The sequence below is a fragment of the Thermotoga sp. RQ7 genome, assembly GCF_000832145.1.
In the GTDB taxonomy this organism is placed as follows: domain Bacteria; phylum Thermotogota; class Thermotogae; order Thermotogales; family Thermotogaceae; genus Thermotoga; species Thermotoga neapolitana.
This window is the reverse complement of sequence record NZ_CP007633.1, coordinates 1,616,654-1,632,560: the sequence shown is the minus strand read 5'-3', so window position 1 is coordinate 1,632,560 and position 15,907 is coordinate 1,616,654. Positions and strand designations below refer to the sequence as shown.

The 15,907-nt window shown below is 47.2% G+C and carries 17 protein-coding genes; 4 read left to right on the top strand and 13 right to left on the bottom strand.

The genetic code is table 11. From position 1 onward, the window contains the following. Nucleotides 1–6: 6 nt before the first annotated feature. Genes TRQ7_RS08360 through TRQ7_RS08350 form a run of 3 tightly spaced genes read right to left on the bottom strand, consistent with a single transcriptional unit; the run spans nucleotide 7 to nucleotide 3,172 of the window. On the bottom strand, nucleotides 7–720 hold the full coding sequence (locus tag TRQ7_RS08360) for an SDR family oxidoreductase (RefSeq protein WP_012311239.1): 714 nt from the start codon (nucleotides 718–720) through the stop codon (nucleotides 7–9). Then, a complete protein-coding gene (locus TRQ7_RS08355; RefSeq protein ID WP_236681766.1) occupies nucleotides 698–2,515 on the bottom strand; it encodes an HD domain-containing phosphohydrolase in 1,818 nt (605 codons plus the stop codon). Before TRQ7_RS08355 ends, TRQ7_RS08360 begins: the two co-directional genes overlap by 23 nt. A 51-nt stretch (nucleotides 2,516–2,566) precedes the next feature. Next, nucleotides 2,567–3,172, bottom strand: a complete 606-nt coding sequence (locus TRQ7_RS08350; protein ID WP_038067813.1) for a Crp/Fnr family transcriptional regulator — start codon at nucleotides 3,170–3,172, stop codon at nucleotides 2,567–2,569. Nucleotides 3,173–3,260: 88 nt separating this feature from the next. On the opposite strand from TRQ7_RS08350, the gene hcp reads away from it, so the two are divergent. Beyond that, nucleotides 3,261–4,556, top strand: coding sequence for a hydroxylamine reductase (gene hcp, locus TRQ7_RS08345; protein ID WP_041844426.1), 1,296 nt, complete (start codon nucleotides 3,261–3,263; stop codon nucleotides 4,554–4,556). A 23-nt stretch (nucleotides 4,557–4,579) separates the two neighbouring features. Here the strand turns inward: hcp and TRQ7_RS08340 are convergent, their stop codons facing one another. The 9 genes from TRQ7_RS08340 to smc all read right to left on the bottom strand — a co-directional run bounded on the left by TRQ7_RS08340 (nucleotide 4,580) and on the right by smc (nucleotide 12,070). After that, complete coding sequence (locus TRQ7_RS08340) at nucleotides 4,580–4,930, bottom strand: hypothetical protein (RefSeq protein WP_015919872.1); 351 nt, start codon at nucleotides 4,928–4,930, stop codon at nucleotides 4,580–4,582. Then, nucleotides 4,923–5,135, bottom strand: a complete 213-nt coding sequence (locus TRQ7_RS08335; protein ID WP_015919871.1) for a ferredoxin family protein — start codon at nucleotides 5,133–5,135, stop codon at nucleotides 4,923–4,925. The genes TRQ7_RS08340 and TRQ7_RS08335 overlap by 8 nt, the downstream gene beginning before the upstream one ends. Before the next feature lie 3 nt (nucleotides 5,136–5,138). Then, a complete protein-coding gene (locus tag TRQ7_RS08330; RefSeq protein WP_015919870.1) occupies nucleotides 5,139–5,408 on the bottom strand; it encodes a metalloregulator ArsR/SmtB family transcription factor in 270 nt (89 codons plus the stop codon). A gap of 79 nt (nucleotides 5,409–5,487) precedes the next feature. Further along, nucleotides 5,488–6,162 (bottom strand): YjjG family noncanonical pyrimidine nucleotidase, encoded by a 675-nt coding sequence (locus TRQ7_RS08325; RefSeq protein WP_015919869.1) that lies wholly within the window; start codon nucleotides 6,160–6,162, stop codon nucleotides 5,488–5,490. Further along, nucleotides 6,159–6,998, bottom strand: coding sequence for a GNAT family N-acetyltransferase (locus tag TRQ7_RS08320; RefSeq protein ID WP_015919868.1), 840 nt, complete (start codon nucleotides 6,996–6,998; stop codon nucleotides 6,159–6,161). The genes TRQ7_RS08325 and TRQ7_RS08320 overlap by 4 nt, the downstream gene beginning before the upstream one ends. After that, nucleotides 6,995–7,408, bottom strand: a complete 414-nt coding sequence (fliS, locus tag TRQ7_RS08315) for a flagellar export chaperone FliS (protein ID WP_015919867.1) — start codon at nucleotides 7,406–7,408, stop codon at nucleotides 6,995–6,997. Before fliS ends, TRQ7_RS08320 begins: the two co-directional genes overlap by 4 nt. An 11-nt stretch (nucleotides 7,409–7,419) precedes the next feature. After that, nucleotides 7,420–8,019, bottom strand: coding sequence for a hypothetical protein (locus TRQ7_RS08310; RefSeq protein WP_015919866.1), 600 nt, complete (start codon nucleotides 8,017–8,019; stop codon nucleotides 7,420–7,422). Then, nucleotides 8,016–8,555 (bottom strand): NUDIX hydrolase, encoded by a 540-nt coding sequence (locus tag TRQ7_RS08305; RefSeq protein ID WP_038067807.1) that lies wholly within the window; start codon nucleotides 8,553–8,555, stop codon nucleotides 8,016–8,018. Before TRQ7_RS08305 ends, TRQ7_RS08310 begins: the two co-directional genes overlap by 4 nt. A gap of 2 nt (nucleotides 8,556–8,557) precedes the next feature. Continuing rightward, nucleotides 8,558–12,070 carry a chromosome segregation protein SMC gene (gene smc / locus TRQ7_RS08300; RefSeq protein WP_041844425.1) on the bottom strand — a complete coding sequence of 1,171 codons (3,513 nt, stop codon included), beginning with the start codon at nucleotides 12,068–12,070 and terminating at the stop codon, nucleotides 8,558–8,560. Between the two features lie 71 nt (nucleotides 12,071–12,141). On the opposite strand from smc, the gene TRQ7_RS08295 reads away from it, so the two are divergent. From TRQ7_RS08295 to TRQ7_RS08285, 3 genes are read left to right on the top strand one after another with little or no spacing between them, the layout of a single operon-like run. Continuing rightward, nucleotides 12,142–13,281, top strand: coding sequence for an aldo/keto reductase (locus TRQ7_RS08295; protein ID WP_041844424.1), 1,140 nt, complete (start codon nucleotides 12,142–12,144; stop codon nucleotides 13,279–13,281). Continuing rightward, entirely contained in the window at nucleotides 13,278–15,221 is a 1,944-nt protein-coding gene (locus TRQ7_RS08290) for a diguanylate cyclase (RefSeq protein ID WP_041844423.1), read from the top strand. Before TRQ7_RS08295 ends, TRQ7_RS08290 begins: the two co-directional genes overlap by 4 nt. Continuing rightward, nucleotides 15,211–15,705, top strand: a complete 495-nt coding sequence (locus TRQ7_RS08285; protein ID WP_015919861.1) for a methylglyoxal synthase — start codon at nucleotides 15,211–15,213, stop codon at nucleotides 15,703–15,705. Before TRQ7_RS08290 ends, TRQ7_RS08285 begins: the two co-directional genes overlap by 11 nt. Here the strand turns inward: TRQ7_RS08285 and TRQ7_RS08280 are convergent. Then, a complete protein-coding gene (locus tag TRQ7_RS08280; RefSeq protein ID WP_041844422.1) occupies nucleotides 15,702–15,905 on the bottom strand; it encodes a zinc ribbon domain-containing protein in 204 nt (67 codons plus the stop codon). The genes TRQ7_RS08285 and TRQ7_RS08280 overlap by 4 nt on opposite strands. Nucleotides 15,906–15,907 lie beyond the last annotated feature (2 nt).

Sequence of the window (15,907 nt, the reverse complement as noted above, 5' to 3'; positions counted from 1 at the left end):
TTTCTTTCAGAGGGGAAATCTCGAAAGGCCTCCATCTACAACAACGGTCTGTCCCGTGATGTAGGAAGCCTTCTCAGAACACAGAAAGGCCACCACGTTTGCTATCTCCTCAGGTTTCGCCATCCTCTTCATGGGAATCTGTGATTCCACCTGTCTTTTTTTGTCCTCATCGAGAAGTTCTTTCACTCTCTCCGTTTCGGTCCAGCCGGGTGCCACACAGTTCACGGTGATGTTGTACGGGGCCACTTCGAAGGAAAGTGTCTTCAGAAAACCTGTGAGGGCCATTCTTGCAGAGTTCGAAGTGTAGAGGTTCTCCAGAGGAGAGACCACGGAGAAAGAAGTGATGGCAACGATTCTTCCCCAGCGCTTTCTCTTCATATCGGGAAGATAGTTCCTCACGATCTTCACCATGTTCAGGAACAGACCGTCGATGGCATCTTTGAAATCTTCATCCGTCAGATCGTCGAGGTATCCCGGTTTTGGTCCTCCCATGTTCAGAACGAGGATGTCCACCTCTTTTATCCTCTCAAACAACCTGTCTGGCTCTCTCTTCAGATCACAGACCACATACTCGTGTCCTGTTTTCTTCAACAGTTCCTCGTTTCTTGAACAGACCACAACCCTGACACCTTCTTCCCTCAGGGCATCTGCAACTGCCCTTCCTATTCCCCTGCTTCCTGCAAGAACGAGGGCGCTTTTACCCCTGATGCCCAGTTCCAAGATCTCCCCCCTTCCTCAGAAACTCAACGAATCTTTCCACGATCACAGGATCGAACTGTCTTCCAGCGTTTCTGAGAAGCTCCTGAATTGCCTCTTCGACGGTCTTTCCCTTCTTGTACGGCCTGTCGCTTCTCATCGCCTGATACGAGTCTGCCACGCACAGAATGCGTGCTTCGAACTCTATCTCCTCACCCTTTAGACCATCGGGATAGCCCTTTCCATCCCATCTTTCATGGTGGTGTCTTATCCAGAGTGCCACATCTTCGAAACCATCTATCTCCCTGACCAGTTCGTACCCTTTCACAGGGTGAATTTTGACCACGTCGAACTCACGTTCGCCCAGTTTATCTGTCTTGTTCAGAATAACCTGAGGCACGTATATCTTTCCGATGTCGTGGAGGAGCCCTGCCCAGTAGAGTTTTTCCAGTTTTTCTCCATCCACGTTGAACATCTTTCCGATCTCAACAGCGTAATACGCCACCTCTTCAGAGTGTCCCTTCGTGTAATAATCGTAGTACTCGAGTGCCCTTACCCACGTTCTCACGATGTCTCTGTGCAGTTTCTTTTCCTTTCTCACCAGTTCTCTGTAAGTATGAATGGCAGAGACGATGTTCAGAAAGGCCTGAAGAACCTCTCTTTCATCCTCACCCAGATCACCTTCTATCACCACGTAACCGTGACTTTCCTTTGAATGGGAGATCTCAAAGGTCTCTCCTCTCGCTTCTCCGGTCACCTGACCGTCCAGCACCACCTTCACGTTCTTCGCCTCAATAAGATCTCTGATTATCTCTGCAAGTTCAGAGGCAAATTTCGAAGTATCCTCTATGAAAACCAGTTTCGAAAGTTCCTTGATCGAGTGCCTGAATCTGTCGTTCAGTTCTCTGATCTCGCTGTAGAGCCTTTCTATCTCTTCCTGATTCGCCGAGACCTCCTGATAGAGCGCCTCTATCTCTTCGTTCTGGGCTTTCAGTTCTTCGTTTTTCAACTTCAACTGGAGGGTTTTTTCTTCCACCTTTCTTCTGAGAAGGTAAACGAAGGCAAGAGAAATCCCGAGGGCTGTTGAGAACAGGACAGAACCGTAAAAGACCACCTTCATCAACCACGGTGGTGTTACCACAACGAGTGGGATGTACCTTCTTATGATTTCGTTCCTCTCATCTTCCGACACAAGGGACAAGCCCGAGTTTACGGTTTCCAGGATGCTTTCGTTTCCTTTTAAAACAGCAACGTGGAGATAGTTCGTTTCAAGGTGAAGTGTTAGAAAATCAGAAAGAAGTCCCTCTTTTGAAAGATAGTATCTTGCAACAACGTCGTCTCCAAGGAAAACGGATATCTCCCTTTTCTTGAGAGCTTCCATCATGGAGGAATAGTTATCGAAAAATTCAAATCGCACATCCGGGTTCTTCCTAAGAAGGACATCTACCATGCCTTCTCCTCTGAGGGCACCAACAACGTACGAAGAAAGATCGGAGAAGGTTTTCACAGGAAGGTCTTTTCTGAAGAACACGCAGGATCTCATCTCAAAAACGGGTTTAGAAAAGGAGAGAAACTCTTCTCTTTCTGGTGTTTTGAATATCTGATCGATGGCATCCACCTTTTTTTCGAGGACCATCTGCTGAGCCAGTTGCCACTTCACTGGGACGAGTTCCACCTCTATCCCTGTCTTCTCAGAAAAGAGTTTCCAGAAATCAACGGAGATGCCAGCAAGATTTCCGCTTTCATCGTAAAAGGAGAAAGGAGCGTAATCTTCATCGAGGGCTATTCGAAGATGCTGAGAAAAGACAAAAACAGACAGAATCAGAAAGAAAAAAGCAACGCCCCTGATCCTATTACCCCCCTCCTTTGTTCAGATTTTACCATCCTCCAGGGGGTTTCTCAGAACCCTTATCCTTCTTCCCTTTTTCTCTATGAAACCCTCTCTCTCAAGATCCTGAAACACCCTGGAGAGTGCCGGCCGGGCACATCCAAAGATTCTGGAAAGTTCTTCCACACTCACAGGAAGCACCAACTCTCCATCTTCGTTCATGTGATGAACGAGGTAATGAATAACCTTCTCTTTCAGCGTCTTTGTGGTGAGAAAGAAGAGTTTTTCAGAGACGATCCTGAAGTGCTCTGACACATCTTCGAGGAAGAAAAGAAGGAGATTTCTGTCTTTCATGAGAAGGTCAAGGAACTTCTCCTTCGGTATCGATAGAATCTTTGAATCTTCTTTCGCTATCACGTTCACCGGATACACCGGATCTCTGGAAAAAACAAGGCCAGATGCCACGATCTGAACGGGCCTTATCGTATCGATCTCTAGAACCTTTCCATTCTCAGAGACGTGTTCTGTTCTCAGAGAGCCCTCAAGAAGGACAAGGATATCATCTATCGGATCTCCCTGATATCTGACCATTTCCCCTTCTCTAAACGTGAGTACCTGACCGTGCTGTAGAAGATTTTTCAGCAACACTCCCCACCCCCGTAACAATTGTTACGGACAGAGTTATTACAACCTAATTATAATCTACGTGAAAGCTTTAACAAGAGGAGGGAAAAGCATGCAGATGTTCTGTTACCAGTGTTCACAGACGGCAAAGGGTGTGGGTTGTACCGAGTACGGAGTCTGTGGGAAAAGCCCAACACTCGCAAGACTTCAGGACAACCTCATATTCGCCATAAAAGGAATCTCTGCCTATTACTACCACGCAAGAGAACTGGGTTACGATGACCCTGAGATCGCGGGCTTTCTCGACAAAGCACTTTACAGCACGCTGACCAACGTGAACTTCGATGCACAGTCTTTCGTGGAGTACGCCCTTGAGGCAGGAAGAATGAATCTGAAGACAATGAAACTCCTGAAGAAAGCCCACATCGAAACCTACGGTGAGCCGACCCCCGTCGAGGTGGAAACAGGAACCAGAAAAGGAAAGGGAATCATCGTGACAGGACACAACCTGAAAGCTCTCGAGGAACTTCTGAAACAGGTCGAGGGAACCAACATCTACGTTTACACTCACTCCGAGATGTTGCCGGCACATGGATACCCCGGCTTGAGAAAGTACAAAAACCTTGTAGGGAACCTTGGAAAGGCCTGGTACGACCAGAGAAAGCTCTTTGCGGAGTACCCAGTCGCCATCCTGGGAACCTCCAACTGTGTGCTGATACCCAGCGATTCTTACAGGGACAGGATGTTCACAACGAGCATAGCAAAACTTCCCGGTGTGAAACATATAGAAGGCTACGATTACACGGAAGTGATAGAGAAGGCAAAAAGCCTTCCCGATCTGGAGGAAAGACCAGGCGCTTACAAGCTCAGAACAGGCTTTTCAACATCCGTTGTGGCTTCTCTTGCGGACAAGATAAAAGAACTCGTTGAAGCCGGAAAGATCAAACACTTCCTCGTTGTCGGAGGATGTGACGTTCCGTTTAAGAGGAACGAGTACTACAGAGAATTCGTTCAGAAACTTCCAAAAGAGACTGTTGTTATCACCCTCGCCTGTGGGAAGTTCAGAATAAACGATCTCGATCTTGGAGATATAGAAGGGATCCCGAGACTCATCGATGTAGGACAGTGCAACGACACCATCGTTGCCATAGAAATCGCAGAGGCACTCGCAAAGACCTTCGATGTTCCAGTTACAGAGCTTCCACTCACACTCGTTCTCACCTGGATGGAACAGAAGGCAGTTGCGATTCTGTGGACCCTTCTTGCACTCGGCCTGAAAAACATCTACGTTGGACCTGTCCTGCCGGCATGGGTGAACGAAGACATCCTGAAAGTGCTCACCACGGAGTTCGGATTGAAGACCATTTCAGAGCCGGAAAATGACATAAAGGAAATACTCAAAGTTTAAACCCCGCCGCCCGGCGGGGCTTTTTATTCCATGACCTCCTTTATGGCTTTCACAGCTTCTTCTGTTGTCATGTTTCTTATATCAACACCCACGTGTTTTTCTCTGTCAAATCCCGCTAGTTCAAAGGCATCCCTGAACATCTTCCTTTGCATCGTGGGATCGCATCCTGCCACGTACAGTTTTTCCACGTTTGCTCCTCTGAGGAGCTCCTGAAGAAAGACATCACCATCGTCTGCACAAAGTTGAGGATGTATCGCCACAAAATCAACCGCCTTTTCTCTCCTCAGGGTGTTCAACACTTCGAATATGTTCATCTTCTGAAACGAAGGGCAGGTTCCCTGACAGACACACAGAAGAAGGCCCTTCTTACCCATCGATGTTCACCTCCGCAGAATAATTTATCGCCCCAGCTGGACAGATCTTCTGACAACCCCTGCAGAATTCCACACACGCGTCCGGATTTGAAACCAATGGCTTTCCATCTCTGACCGTGTAAACGCCGTGTGGACAGAAATTCACACAGGTCAGACATCCGGTGCACCTACCGTAATCGATCACTGGATACCAGTTCTTCGCCATATTTTATTGCCTCCCTTCGGCTATTTTCTCCGCGAGTTCCACAAGTTCCAGAACGCGCGGATCTTTCAAGACTAGTCTTTTTCTCTTCCCTTCGCGGATCACGTCCACCAGCCCTGCTCTCTTCAGAACGGCTATGTGCCTTGAAAGCGTTGACGGATCAAGATGATCCATCGCCTCCAGTTCACACATACAAAGGTCCCTCTTTGCGATCTCCTTGAGTATTTCCACTCTCCATTTGCATGAAAGCGCCTTGAAGATCTCCTCAACTCCCATTTTCCCACCTTCCTTGTATAGTTGTACAATAATACAAGTAACATTTCAACGACCAGACACATAACTTCTGTGTGAAATCTCAAAGAATCCTCAGAATTTCTCTCAGTTCTTCAAAATTTCTCACAACGGGAAATTCTCTTGAAACATCTCCCGAGGGTGAGAAGAGAACAAAGTCGATTCCCGCGTTCCTGGCACCCTCAAGATCGCTCGCCGGATCGTCTCCAACGTAGAGCGCGTCTTCTTTTTTCAGTCCCATCCTCTCAAGAGCAATCCAGAAGATTCTTGGATCTGGTTTTTCAACCCCAACTTCTTCCGAGGTGAGAACGAACTCGAAGAACCTTTCAAGGCCAAGTTTTTTGCTTCTTCTTTCCTGGACGAAACGAACACCGTTCGTGACGGCCGCCATTCTGAAGCCGTTTCTTTTCAATTCCTTCAGGAAATCCTCTGCACCGGGAAGAAAGTACGCCTCCTCCGAGAGGAACTCAAGGTACTCTTTTGCCACTTCTTCAGGATCCAGAAGAGATCCTATCTCTCCCAAAAACTCTTCGAACCTTGCAACGACAACCTCCTCTTTCGATACCTTCTTTTCTGCGAGCATCTTCCACCACTTTCTGTTTATGCTTTTGTACAGCAAAACCTGTTCCTCGGTGAGAGGAATCCCGTGTCTCAGAAACGTCTTTTTCAACGCCGTTTCTTCGCTCTTTTCGAAGTCGAGAATGGTCCCGTCCAGATCGAACAGTACAGCCTTCTTCAAACCAGTCTCAACTCCATCTCGTACTGCGTGAGCACCCTCTGGAAGCCGTTTGCCTCGAGGGCATGGAAAAGTGGATCATCTTCAGGAACGGCCGTGCAGGTCACCAGGCTTTTTTTGCTTTCTTTCTGAATATGATCGACACACTCTCTGATGAACTCGTCCATGTTGCCACGGAAAGCGAAGGCATCAACGATGAAAGAACTCTGAGGAGTTTCCCCCCAGACCAGGTACCCCTCTCCGTCCTTCCAGCTCGCTCTTTCCATTCTGTACCGCCCGTCTGCAAGAAGAAGAGTCAAACACTCTCTCTGCCAGTTTGGATTCCTGTTGAAGTCTGTCCTCGCTTTCAGAGAATACATGTGGATCCTTTTTTCGTCCGTTTCGAAGAATCTCACATCACCCGTTCCTTCGATGTTTCTGTCCAGAACGAAACTGTGAAGATGCCTCTTCTTTTTGAATCCGTTTTTCTCGTAGAATCTAACTGCCCTTTGATCCGTCGAGACCACTTCGAGAACGACACTCTTCACACCTTTCCACACAAGGTGTTCCAGAGCGTGCTTCAGGATCATATCGGCAAGGCCCGTTCCTCTCCTGGGCTTTATAACTCCCATGGAATCTATCCTTCCCCGGTCCTTTCTTATGCACAGAAGAACGAATCCCACCGGCTTTTCTTCTTCGAAGAACACGAAAGAATCATCCAGGGAAATGGAATTCTCCCTCACATCGAGGTTGAAGTTGTACACGTCCCAGTTCACAGGAACCGCGTAATCTTTGAAGATCTCGTTCACGAGGTTCACAAGGTCGATGACGGAAACCTCACTCGCCCTCTTTATGGTCACCCCATGAGATTCAGTCCCCCCTGCTTCTTTTCCGAAGGAGTTATGTTTCCTGCTTTTTTCATGGCCTCTTTCCAGACTTCCAGAAGTTCCGAGAGCATTCCTTCAACCTCTCTGATCTTCTCAAGATCTTTTTTTACGTTTCCTTCTACCAGTCTCTGGAACATGTAGTTGTAGAGCGCTCTCAGGTTCTGAGCGATGGTGCCGCCTTTTTCCATGTCCAGAGAAAGGTTTAACTCTGTGATTATGTCCTGTGCTCGTGTGATCTTCTCGCTGAACTCGACGAACTTCTTTTCTTCCAGTAATTTTTCTGCCTCTTTCAGAACCTCTATCGCTTTCTCATAAAGCATCTGGACGAGTTTTGCCGGGCTTGCTGTCATGACCATCTTTTCAAGGTAGGTGTTCTCCTTCATTCTTTCACCTCTCAGGATGGTTCTCTTTTGAGAAGGTCCTCGACCTTTCTGAAGAACTCCTCGTAATAGGTGAAAACGTCCTTCAACTCCCCATCTATGAGATCGGATATCTTCACAAGATCTTTACTCTGAAGAGCGTTCACAAAGTCCGTCAGAATACCCACAAGATGATCTTCGCTCACGCTCAGACCCAGTTCTTTCGGACTGATGCCGGTGATCCTGATGGTGTTCATTCGAACGTTCTCCATAGCGTTGAGTCCCTCTGCAAGATCGTTTATGCTCCTGTATCCCTCGGTCGTTCCCGCCACGACGGCATCAGCCACTTTTCCGAGCAGGGGCTTCACCCGTTCTATATATCTGAGCACCTCCTCTATCGTCTCAAGCAGAAACTCCCTCAAAGGAGAAAGCGAAAGCTCTATCTCCATATCGTCACTGAGCTCCAGTTGTTTCAACTCATCCAGTCTTGCGAGAGGATATTCCTCGTTGTTTATCACGATTTTCTTCACCACCAGGTTCTCCTTTCCCTTTCTGACACGGTCAAGAAGTTCTCCAAGAGTCTTTACATTCTCCGTGTCGATGGTGATCTCTTCACCGTTCACAATGATTTTCATCCTATCACTCCTTTTGAAAGGAAGTATCGGGTCAAAGCGCAGATCGTTTTTGAATCTTCTATCTCCGCGTTCCTGAGCAAGGATAACACCTTCTCCACGGGGATTTTCTTCACCTCGATGAACTCATCGGGATCGGTGTTCTGGGTGGTTTTTTCCAGTTCTTCTGCTGCAAATATGTGTATCACCTCCGTTGTGAAACCGGGCGTTGTGAAGATCTTTCCAAGATAGGAGAACCTCTTTGCCCGATAACCTGTTTCTTCTTCGAGTTCTCTTTTAGCGCATTCTTCAGGTGATTCTCCGGGATCCATTTTCCCGGCGGGAAGCTCGAGGAGCATCTGTTCGATGGGGTATCTGTACTGCTCGACGAAGATGATCTCCTCTCCCAGGACCGGAACGATCACGACCGCACCGGGATGATCCACGACCTCACGGGTCGACTCCTCACCGTTTGGAAGTCTCACACGATCGACCCTCACGCTTATCATCTTTCCCTCGAAAACCCTTTTGCTCTCAATTTTCTGTTCGTAGAACTTCACCGTCACACCTCCAGAATCTTCTCCACTTCAACGGGCACTATAGCCGACACACCGTTTACCATGGTTACACCGTGCAGAAGGTCCGCCGCTTCCATGACGATCTTGTTGTGGGTGATCACAATGAACTGTGTCTGTCTGGTGTTTTCCCTCAACAACATCTTGAATCTTTCCGCGTTGTAATCGTCGAGGGGGGCATCCACCTCATCCAGTACGTAGAATGGGCTTGGTTTTATCTCCATGAGGGCAAAAAGAAGGGCGATTCCCACGAGTGCCTTTTCCCCACCGGAGAGAAGGTTCAGTTTCTGATCTCTTCGACCGGGTTTCCTTATGGATATCTCGAAACCTGCGTCGAGGATGCTTTTTGTCTCGGAAACCACGTTGATCCTGCCTTCTCCACCGAAGAACAGAAGTGAGATCAACCTGTTGAAACTCTCGTTCACCTTCTGGTAAACGTCGAAGAGAAGGCTTTCAGCTTCACGATCTGTCTTCTCTATGATCTCTTCGAGTTTTCTTTTCGCTTCTTCGAGATCTTCTTTCTGTTTCAGGATCTCTTCGTATTCCTCCCGCAGTTTCTCGTACTCATCTATCGCTGTGAGATCCACCGGACCGAGGAACTTTATTCTGTTCTCAAGGTCTCTCATGGATCTGTATATCTCCTCAAGCTTTTCATCGGAAAGTTCTTCCACCTCTTCTTCGTCTCCGGAGAACTCTCCCAGGATGTTTGCTATCTTCATTCTGCTTTCCTGAAGTGCCAGTTCCACCTGGTGAAGGTGGTTTCTCAGCTTCTCCTTTTCCTCTTTCAAATCGTTCATTCTTCTTTCAATCTCCTGAAGTTCTTTCATCTTTTCCTCTTTTCCTGTTCTGTGAAGTCGCATGGTCTCGAATATGCTGTCCATCTCCTTTTTGAGATGCTCTATTTCCCGTTCGTGTTCTCTTATCGTCTGTCTGTACTTTTCCATCTCTTCTTCGAGTGCTGACATCTGGGATTTCAGGTCTTCCATCTCCTCATCGAAGCGCTCTATCGTTCTTCGTGTGTCCTGCATTTCCTTTTCGTAACGCTCTTTTGTTTCAAGAAGGTTCCCCACTTCCGCTTTGAGTCCGAAGAGTTTTTCGTTTATTTCGTCTATGATCTTTCTTTCCTTTTCCAGTTCCTCAGAATACTCAGAGAGCACCTCCTGGAGTGATTTCTTTCTCTCTCTCAGTCTGTCCATCTCCCCGAAGATCTTCTCTCTTCTTGCCTTCAGGCCCTCTTCCTTTGCCCTGTACTCCGCGAGGAGATTTTCCAGGTTCTGTACTTCGTCCTGCATCTGGTTTATGGATCTCAATATTTCGGAGAGGATCGTCTTCGTTGAGGAAGATTTTTTGGAGAGATCAAAGAGTTCTCTCTGAACGATCGTTTCCTGTTTTTTCAGATCCTCCTGCTCTGTTTTCAGGGAGGCGAGTGCTTCCTTCTTTTCGAGGATCGATTTTTCCGTCTCTTCCATCTCATGCTCCACGTGCTTCAACCTTATTCGCCTTTCGAAGACGTTGCCGGATCTTTCCTCCCTTCCACCCGTGATGGCACCCCGTCCACTTATCAGTTCTCCATCCAGAGTTGCTATTCTCGTATTGAGACGGTACTTTTTCTTTATCCTTATCGCATCGTCGAGGGTTTCCACAACAAAGGAGTTTCCGAACAGAAATCCAGAGAGTACCTCCAGATCGGGGGGAAGTTTCACAAGATCTACGGCGTAACCGATGAATCCCTTTTCCTTCTCCAGTTCGGGTATTCTATTGAAGGAACCATCTATCAGATCGAGCGGAAGTATGGTGACCCTTCCCAGCGTGTTTTGTTTCACGAACTCGACGATCGCCTTCGCCGTATCCACATCCCTCACAACGATGTTCTGCGACATTCCACCGAGAAGAACGCTGATGGCGAGTGAGTACTCCTCTTCCACCTCGAGAAGGTTCGCCACCACATCGATGAGCCCAGCAAATCTCTCTTTCTCGTCGAACACGGCCCTGACCGCCCTTGAAAAACCCCTGTATTCCCTCATCTCCCTCTCCAGCATTTCTTTTTCGAACTGAAGTTCTCTTACTCTCTTTTCCAGGTCCTCTATCTCGTGGGAAAGTTCTCTGATCTTTCTTTCTGTTTCTTCGATATTTTCTCGAATGGCCTTCAGTTCTTCTGTGAGTCTTCTTTCTTCCTCATCGAACTCTTCCACTCGCTTTGATATCTCCCTGAACTCTTCTTTCTTTTCCTCGAGTTCTCTTCTTCTTGCGGAGATCTGATTTTCGGTGATCTTCCTTCTCTTCTCCAGATCTTCGAGGTTTTCACCGATTCTGAGAAGTTCGTTTTCCATCTTGAGAATCTGTTTTTCTATACCCGACACTTCTTCTCTGAGCCTCATGAACTCCTTTTCCTTTTCATCGAACCTCGAAAGGATGGATTCCTTCTCTTTTTCCAGAGAGGCAAGTTCCTGTGATTTTTGCTCGTACTCACCCGCTATCCCCTTGAAGATGTATTCCATCTCCTCCAGTCTCTTCGCGTACTCCTTCTTTCTTTTTTCCAGTTCGTCGAGCCTTGTGGATATCTCGACGTATCTGTTCTCACTGCTTGAAAGTCTCGAAGAATAAAGGTTCTTCATCTCCTGAAGGTCGTTTTGCCTCTTTTTGTAGTCCTCGAGCAGCCTTGTGTACCTTTCTATCTCCTGATCCATTTCTCCAAATTCACTTCTCAGAGTACTCCATTTCGTCTCGAGTTCCACAAGTTCCTTCTGAATATCCCTTATCTTCCTGTTGGTCCTTTCTTCCTCTTCCTGGTAGAACTCCAGTTTTTTCCTTTCCCTCTTCAGAACGTTTCCGTAGTAGAGTTTCTGAAGTTTTTCGAGTTGAGAGGAGTACTCTCTGTACCTTTCTGCCCTCTTTGCTTTGAGATACAGAGACTTCATCTGACGCTCTCTCTCGTACAGTACATCCTTCACCCGGTCGAGATTGGCTTTTGTTCTCTCGAGGTTTGCCTCCGTTTCTTTCTTCTTTTCCCTGTAGATCGAGATGCCTGCGGCCTCTTCCAGAAGGAGTCTCAGTTCTTCCGGAGAGGCGTTGACCACCCTGTCTATCTGTCCCTGCCCCACAATGGAGTAGAAGTCCACTCCAAGGCCTGTTCCTGCGAAGCGATCTTTTATATCCTTGAGCCTGACGGGACTGCCGTTCAGGTAGTAGGTGTTTTCTCCCGTTCTCTTCAGCTCACGGGCAACCGTGATCTCCTCTCCGTTCTCTTCGAAGACGAGCTCTACGTAGGCAGAACCTGCGGGGGGAAGGCTTTCAGATCCGGAGAAGATCATGTCGAACTTTTCGCTGGCTCGAAGTTCCTTCTTTGACTGTTCACCGAAGACCCACTTTATGGCGTCTATGATGTTGGACTTGCCACTTCCGTTCGGGCCGACGATGGCGGTCACACGATCGGAGAAGGTGATCAGAGAAGGCCTGCCGAACGACTTGAAACCCTTTAAAAAGAGTTTTTTCAATCTCAAACCGATCCCCTCCTACACGTTAGATTTTATCATCCTTTGATGCTAAAATTGACATGGAAGGAGGTGAAGGCATGCAGTACAGAGATTTCGGAAAAACCGGGGTGAAAACGTCTCTTCTTGGTTTTGGAGCGATGAGACTTCCCGTGATAGGAGAGGACCACTCAAAAATCGACGAAGAAAAGGCGATCGAGATGATCAGATATGCGATCGACCACGGTGTGAACTACGTCGACACGGCCTATCCGTATCACGGTGGAAACAGTGAAAAAGTCGTTGGCAAAGCCCTGAAAGATGGCTATCGAGAGAGGGTCTTTCTTGCCACGAAGTCTCCCGTTTGGCAGGTGGAAAAACACGAGGATTTCTACAGATATCTGGATGAACAACTCGAAAAACTCCAGACAGACCACGTGGACATGTACCTGATGCACGCACTGAACAGGGAAAGATGGGAAAAGATAAAAGAACTCAGGTTCTTTGAATTTTTCGAGAAGATGAAAGCGGAAGGAAAAATAAGGTTCGCCGGTTTTTCTTTCCACGACAGGTATCCTGTCTTCAAAGAGATCGTGGATGGATACGACTGGGATTTCTGTCAGATACAGCTCAACTACATGGACGAAAATTACCAGGCTGGTCTGAGAGGTCTCAAATACGCTGGTTCAAAGGGTCTTGCCGTTGTGATCATGGAACCTCTGAAGGGTGGAAAACTCGCAAGACTTCCTGAGAAAGTGATGAAAATCTTAGAAAAATACGGAAAAGACTGGTCTCCCGTCGAACTGAGTTTCAGGTGGCTCGGACACCATCCAGAAGTCTCCACGATACTGAGTGGTATGAGCACACTGGAACAGGTGAAGCAGAACGTGGAGATCATGAGTAAAATCACACCGAACAATCTTACAGAAGAAGACATGAAGATGATAGAGGAGATAAAGAAAACGCTCGAGTCTTTCGCAGTCATAAATTGCACGGAGTGTGGATACTGCATGCCCTGTCCGAACGGAGTGGACATCCCTGGAAACTTCAGACTGTACAACGAAACCGTGATGTTCGAAGACTGGGAAGGTGGCAGAAGAACGTACAGATGGTTTGAGAGTCAAAAGTCTGCCGCTTCTTTCTGTGTTGAGTGCGGAGAGTGCCTCAGCAAATGCCCACAGAAACTCGACATACCGAACCTTCTGAAAAGAGTCCACAGGGAGCTGGCAGAGGTCAAATGAAGAAGATTCTCTGGCTGGCACTCTTTGCAGGTGCCAGTTTTCTCATCATCCATTCCTTTTTGAACGGAATCTTTCTTCACACGGATCTTGAGATCTACTGGAGAACCGTTCTCTCCAGAGTCGTTTTCCTTTTTGCGTCTTTTCTTCTTATCGTTCTCTTTCATCTGGTCGACATGAACGTTTCGTTCATGGGTGCTGCTTTGCTGTTTCTTGGTGCACTGATGAACTTTCTGGAGGTCTTTTTTCTCTTTCCCAACTCGTTTTATCTGGTGAAGTTCGTTTTCTACCTGGCCGGCTCTTTCCTGATCTTCTTTGAAACCTTCAAAGTGATGCTCAGACTGAAAAGACTCACTCTGATGTTCAGAGGACTCTTCAACGAAAACAACGACATGGTGATCTTCTACGATGTGAACGGAAAGATCGTCGAGGTGAACCCCGCTGCCGAGAAGTTCCTGAAGTACACAAAGGAAGAGTTGATAGGAAAGACCATCGAAGACATTTCCTCTTCGGATGAAACGGTCACACTCCGGATGATGTCGCTTTCATATCCTGAGAGTTCTGTCGAGCCGCTGGAGAGAGAGTTCGTTTCAAAGGACGGAGAAATCGTTCCATGTGAGAGCAAGTTGATACCCATATATGAGGGAAAAACGGTTGTTCTGATACAGGAAATCGCAAGGCCTATTTCCGAGATAAGAAAGATAGAAAACCAGATCAGAAGAGAAAGGCAAAGGTTTCTCACATATTTCAACAACATACCTGTTTTGAGTGTTATTCTAAGGGAAGATGGAACGGTGGAGGACATAAACGAAGCAGGATGCAGACTTTTGAAGACGGATCGAAAGGACCTTCTGAACAGAAACTGGTTCGAACTCTTTCCTGAGAGTTTCCCAAAGAGTCTTTTTGAAAAGGCTTTCAAAGAAAAAGTCGTGCACGAAGGTATCATCAGAGACGGAGGAGAAAGAATCGTACGATGGGTGTTCATCCCCCTCGAGGAGAACCGTTTGATGGTAGCCGGCATCGATATAACCGAGGAAAGAAGAAACCTTCTTTCTCTGGAAAGGGACAGAAAGTTCTACCATCTCCTTTTGAACCTGTCAGGCAGTCTTCTATCACTTGGATGGAGTGACTATGTGTTCAAACAGTATTTGCCTTTGATCGCAGAGGTGTTCGATGCAGAAGATGTGGCTTTCTATGAGAAAGAAGATGGAAAGTATCACCTCAGAGTCTCACTTGGCAGTTCTCTTGAAGAGAGTCTGTCTGACGTTCCAAAGACCATCACATGTGAAAACGGTGTCCTGAAAATTCCTCTGGAACACGAAACAGAAACTTTCGCATTCTTTCTCTTCACATGCAGAGAACCTGACAGAGACTTTCTTGAGATGGCAAAACTTTTGAAGAACCAGTTGGAACTTGTTTACTGGAAGCTGAAGGGTGAAGAAAGGATCCTCTGGCTTGCAGAACACGATCCGCTCACAGGTGTTTACAACAGAGAGGCGTTCGAGAGCAGACTGGCGTATCTGATGAACCTTTCGAAAAGGTACAACAGGAAACTCTCCTTTATTTTCATCGACCTGGACGATTTCAAGCACATAAACGATTCGAAGGGGCATCTTGTGGGAGACCGTGTCCTGAAGGAGTTCGCCAGGATACTCTCCACGCTTTTGAGGAAATCCGATATCGTTGGAAGACTCGGTGGGGACGAGTTTGGGATAGTCCTTCCTGAGACGGACTTCAATGGAGCAGAAGCCATGATCAGAAGGATAGAAGATCGTTTCAGGGAACCTGTTGTCGTGGATGAAGACCGCTTTCTGGTGAAATTCAGTTACGGAATCAGTGTTTTTCCTGATGATGGTGAAAGTATAGAGGAACTTATGAAAGTCGCAGATGAAAGAATGTACATAAACAAATTCAGGAAGAAGGGGGAAAAGGATGATGGATAGGCCAAGAAGGTACAAGATCTTCATGGACAAAAAGAAAAGAATTGCCCTCATAGCACACGACAGAAGAAAGAGAGACCTTCTTGAGTGGGTGAGTTTCAACCTTGGAACACTCTCTCAACATGAACTGTACGCCACCGGCACCACGGGGGCCCTTCTTCAGGAAAAACTCGGTCTTAAGGTGCACAGGCTGAAAAGCGGTCCTCTTGGTGGTGATCAACAGATCGGCGCGATGATAGCCGAGGGAAAGATAGACGTTCTCATCTTCTTCTGGGATCCTCTGGAACCACAGGCACACGATGTCGACGTGAAAGCTCTCATAAGAATCGCCACGGTGTACAACATCCCCGTTGCCATCACAAGATCAACGGCAGACTTTCTGATCTCCTCACCTCTCATGAACGACGTGTACGAGAAGATCCAGATAGATTACGAAGAAGAACTGGAAAGAAGGATCAGAAAGGTGGTCGAGGGAGAAGAAGACTAACCACACCCTGAACAACCACCACAGCTACCACCACACGAGGTAGAAGAACCACCCTGAACGGAAAAGGAAACCTTTTTGTACACCCTTTCCTTTTCTTTTGAGCCACACTGAGGACATTTCACCTCTTCCACCTTGCTGTAAAAGGTGAACGTGGTGTATTCCTCTCCACAGTTTTCACATCTGAACGTGTAAGTGGGCATCA

Coding starts and splice junctions, on each gene's coding strand:
- hcp (WP_041844426.1), top strand. CDS start 3,261: ATGCAGATGTTCTGTTACCAGTGTTCACAGACGGCAAAGGGTGTGGGT.
- TRQ7_RS08340 (WP_015919872.1), bottom strand. CDS start 4,930: ATGGGTAAGAAGGGCCTTCTTCTGTGTGTCTGTCAGGGAACCTGCCCT.
- TRQ7_RS08335 (WP_015919871.1), bottom strand. CDS start 5,135: ATGGCGAAGAACTGGTATCCAGTGATCGATTACGGTAGGTGCACCGGA.
- TRQ7_RS08330 (WP_015919870.1), bottom strand. CDS start 5,408: ATGGGAGTTGAGGAGATCTTCAAGGCGCTTTCATGCAAATGGAGAGTG.
- fliS (WP_015919867.1), bottom strand. CDS start 7,408: ATGAAGGAGAACACCTACCTTGAAAAGATGGTCATGACAGCAAGCCCG.
- TRQ7_RS08310 (WP_015919866.1), bottom strand. CDS start 8,019: ATGAAAATCATTGTGAACGGTGAAGAGATCACCATCGACACGGAGAAT.
- TRQ7_RS08295 (WP_041844424.1), top strand. CDS start 12,142: ATGCAGTACAGAGATTTCGGAAAAACCGGGGTGAAAACGTCTCTTCTT.
- TRQ7_RS08290 (WP_041844423.1), top strand. CDS start 13,278: ATGAAGAAGATTCTCTGGCTGGCACTCTTTGCAGGTGCCAGTTTTCTC.
- TRQ7_RS08285 (WP_015919861.1), top strand. CDS start 15,211: ATGATGGATAGGCCAAGAAGGTACAAGATCTTCATGGACAAAAAGAAA.
- TRQ7_RS08280 (WP_041844422.1), bottom strand. CDS start 15,905: ATGCCCACTTACACGTTCAGATGTGAAAACTGTGGAGAGGAATACACC.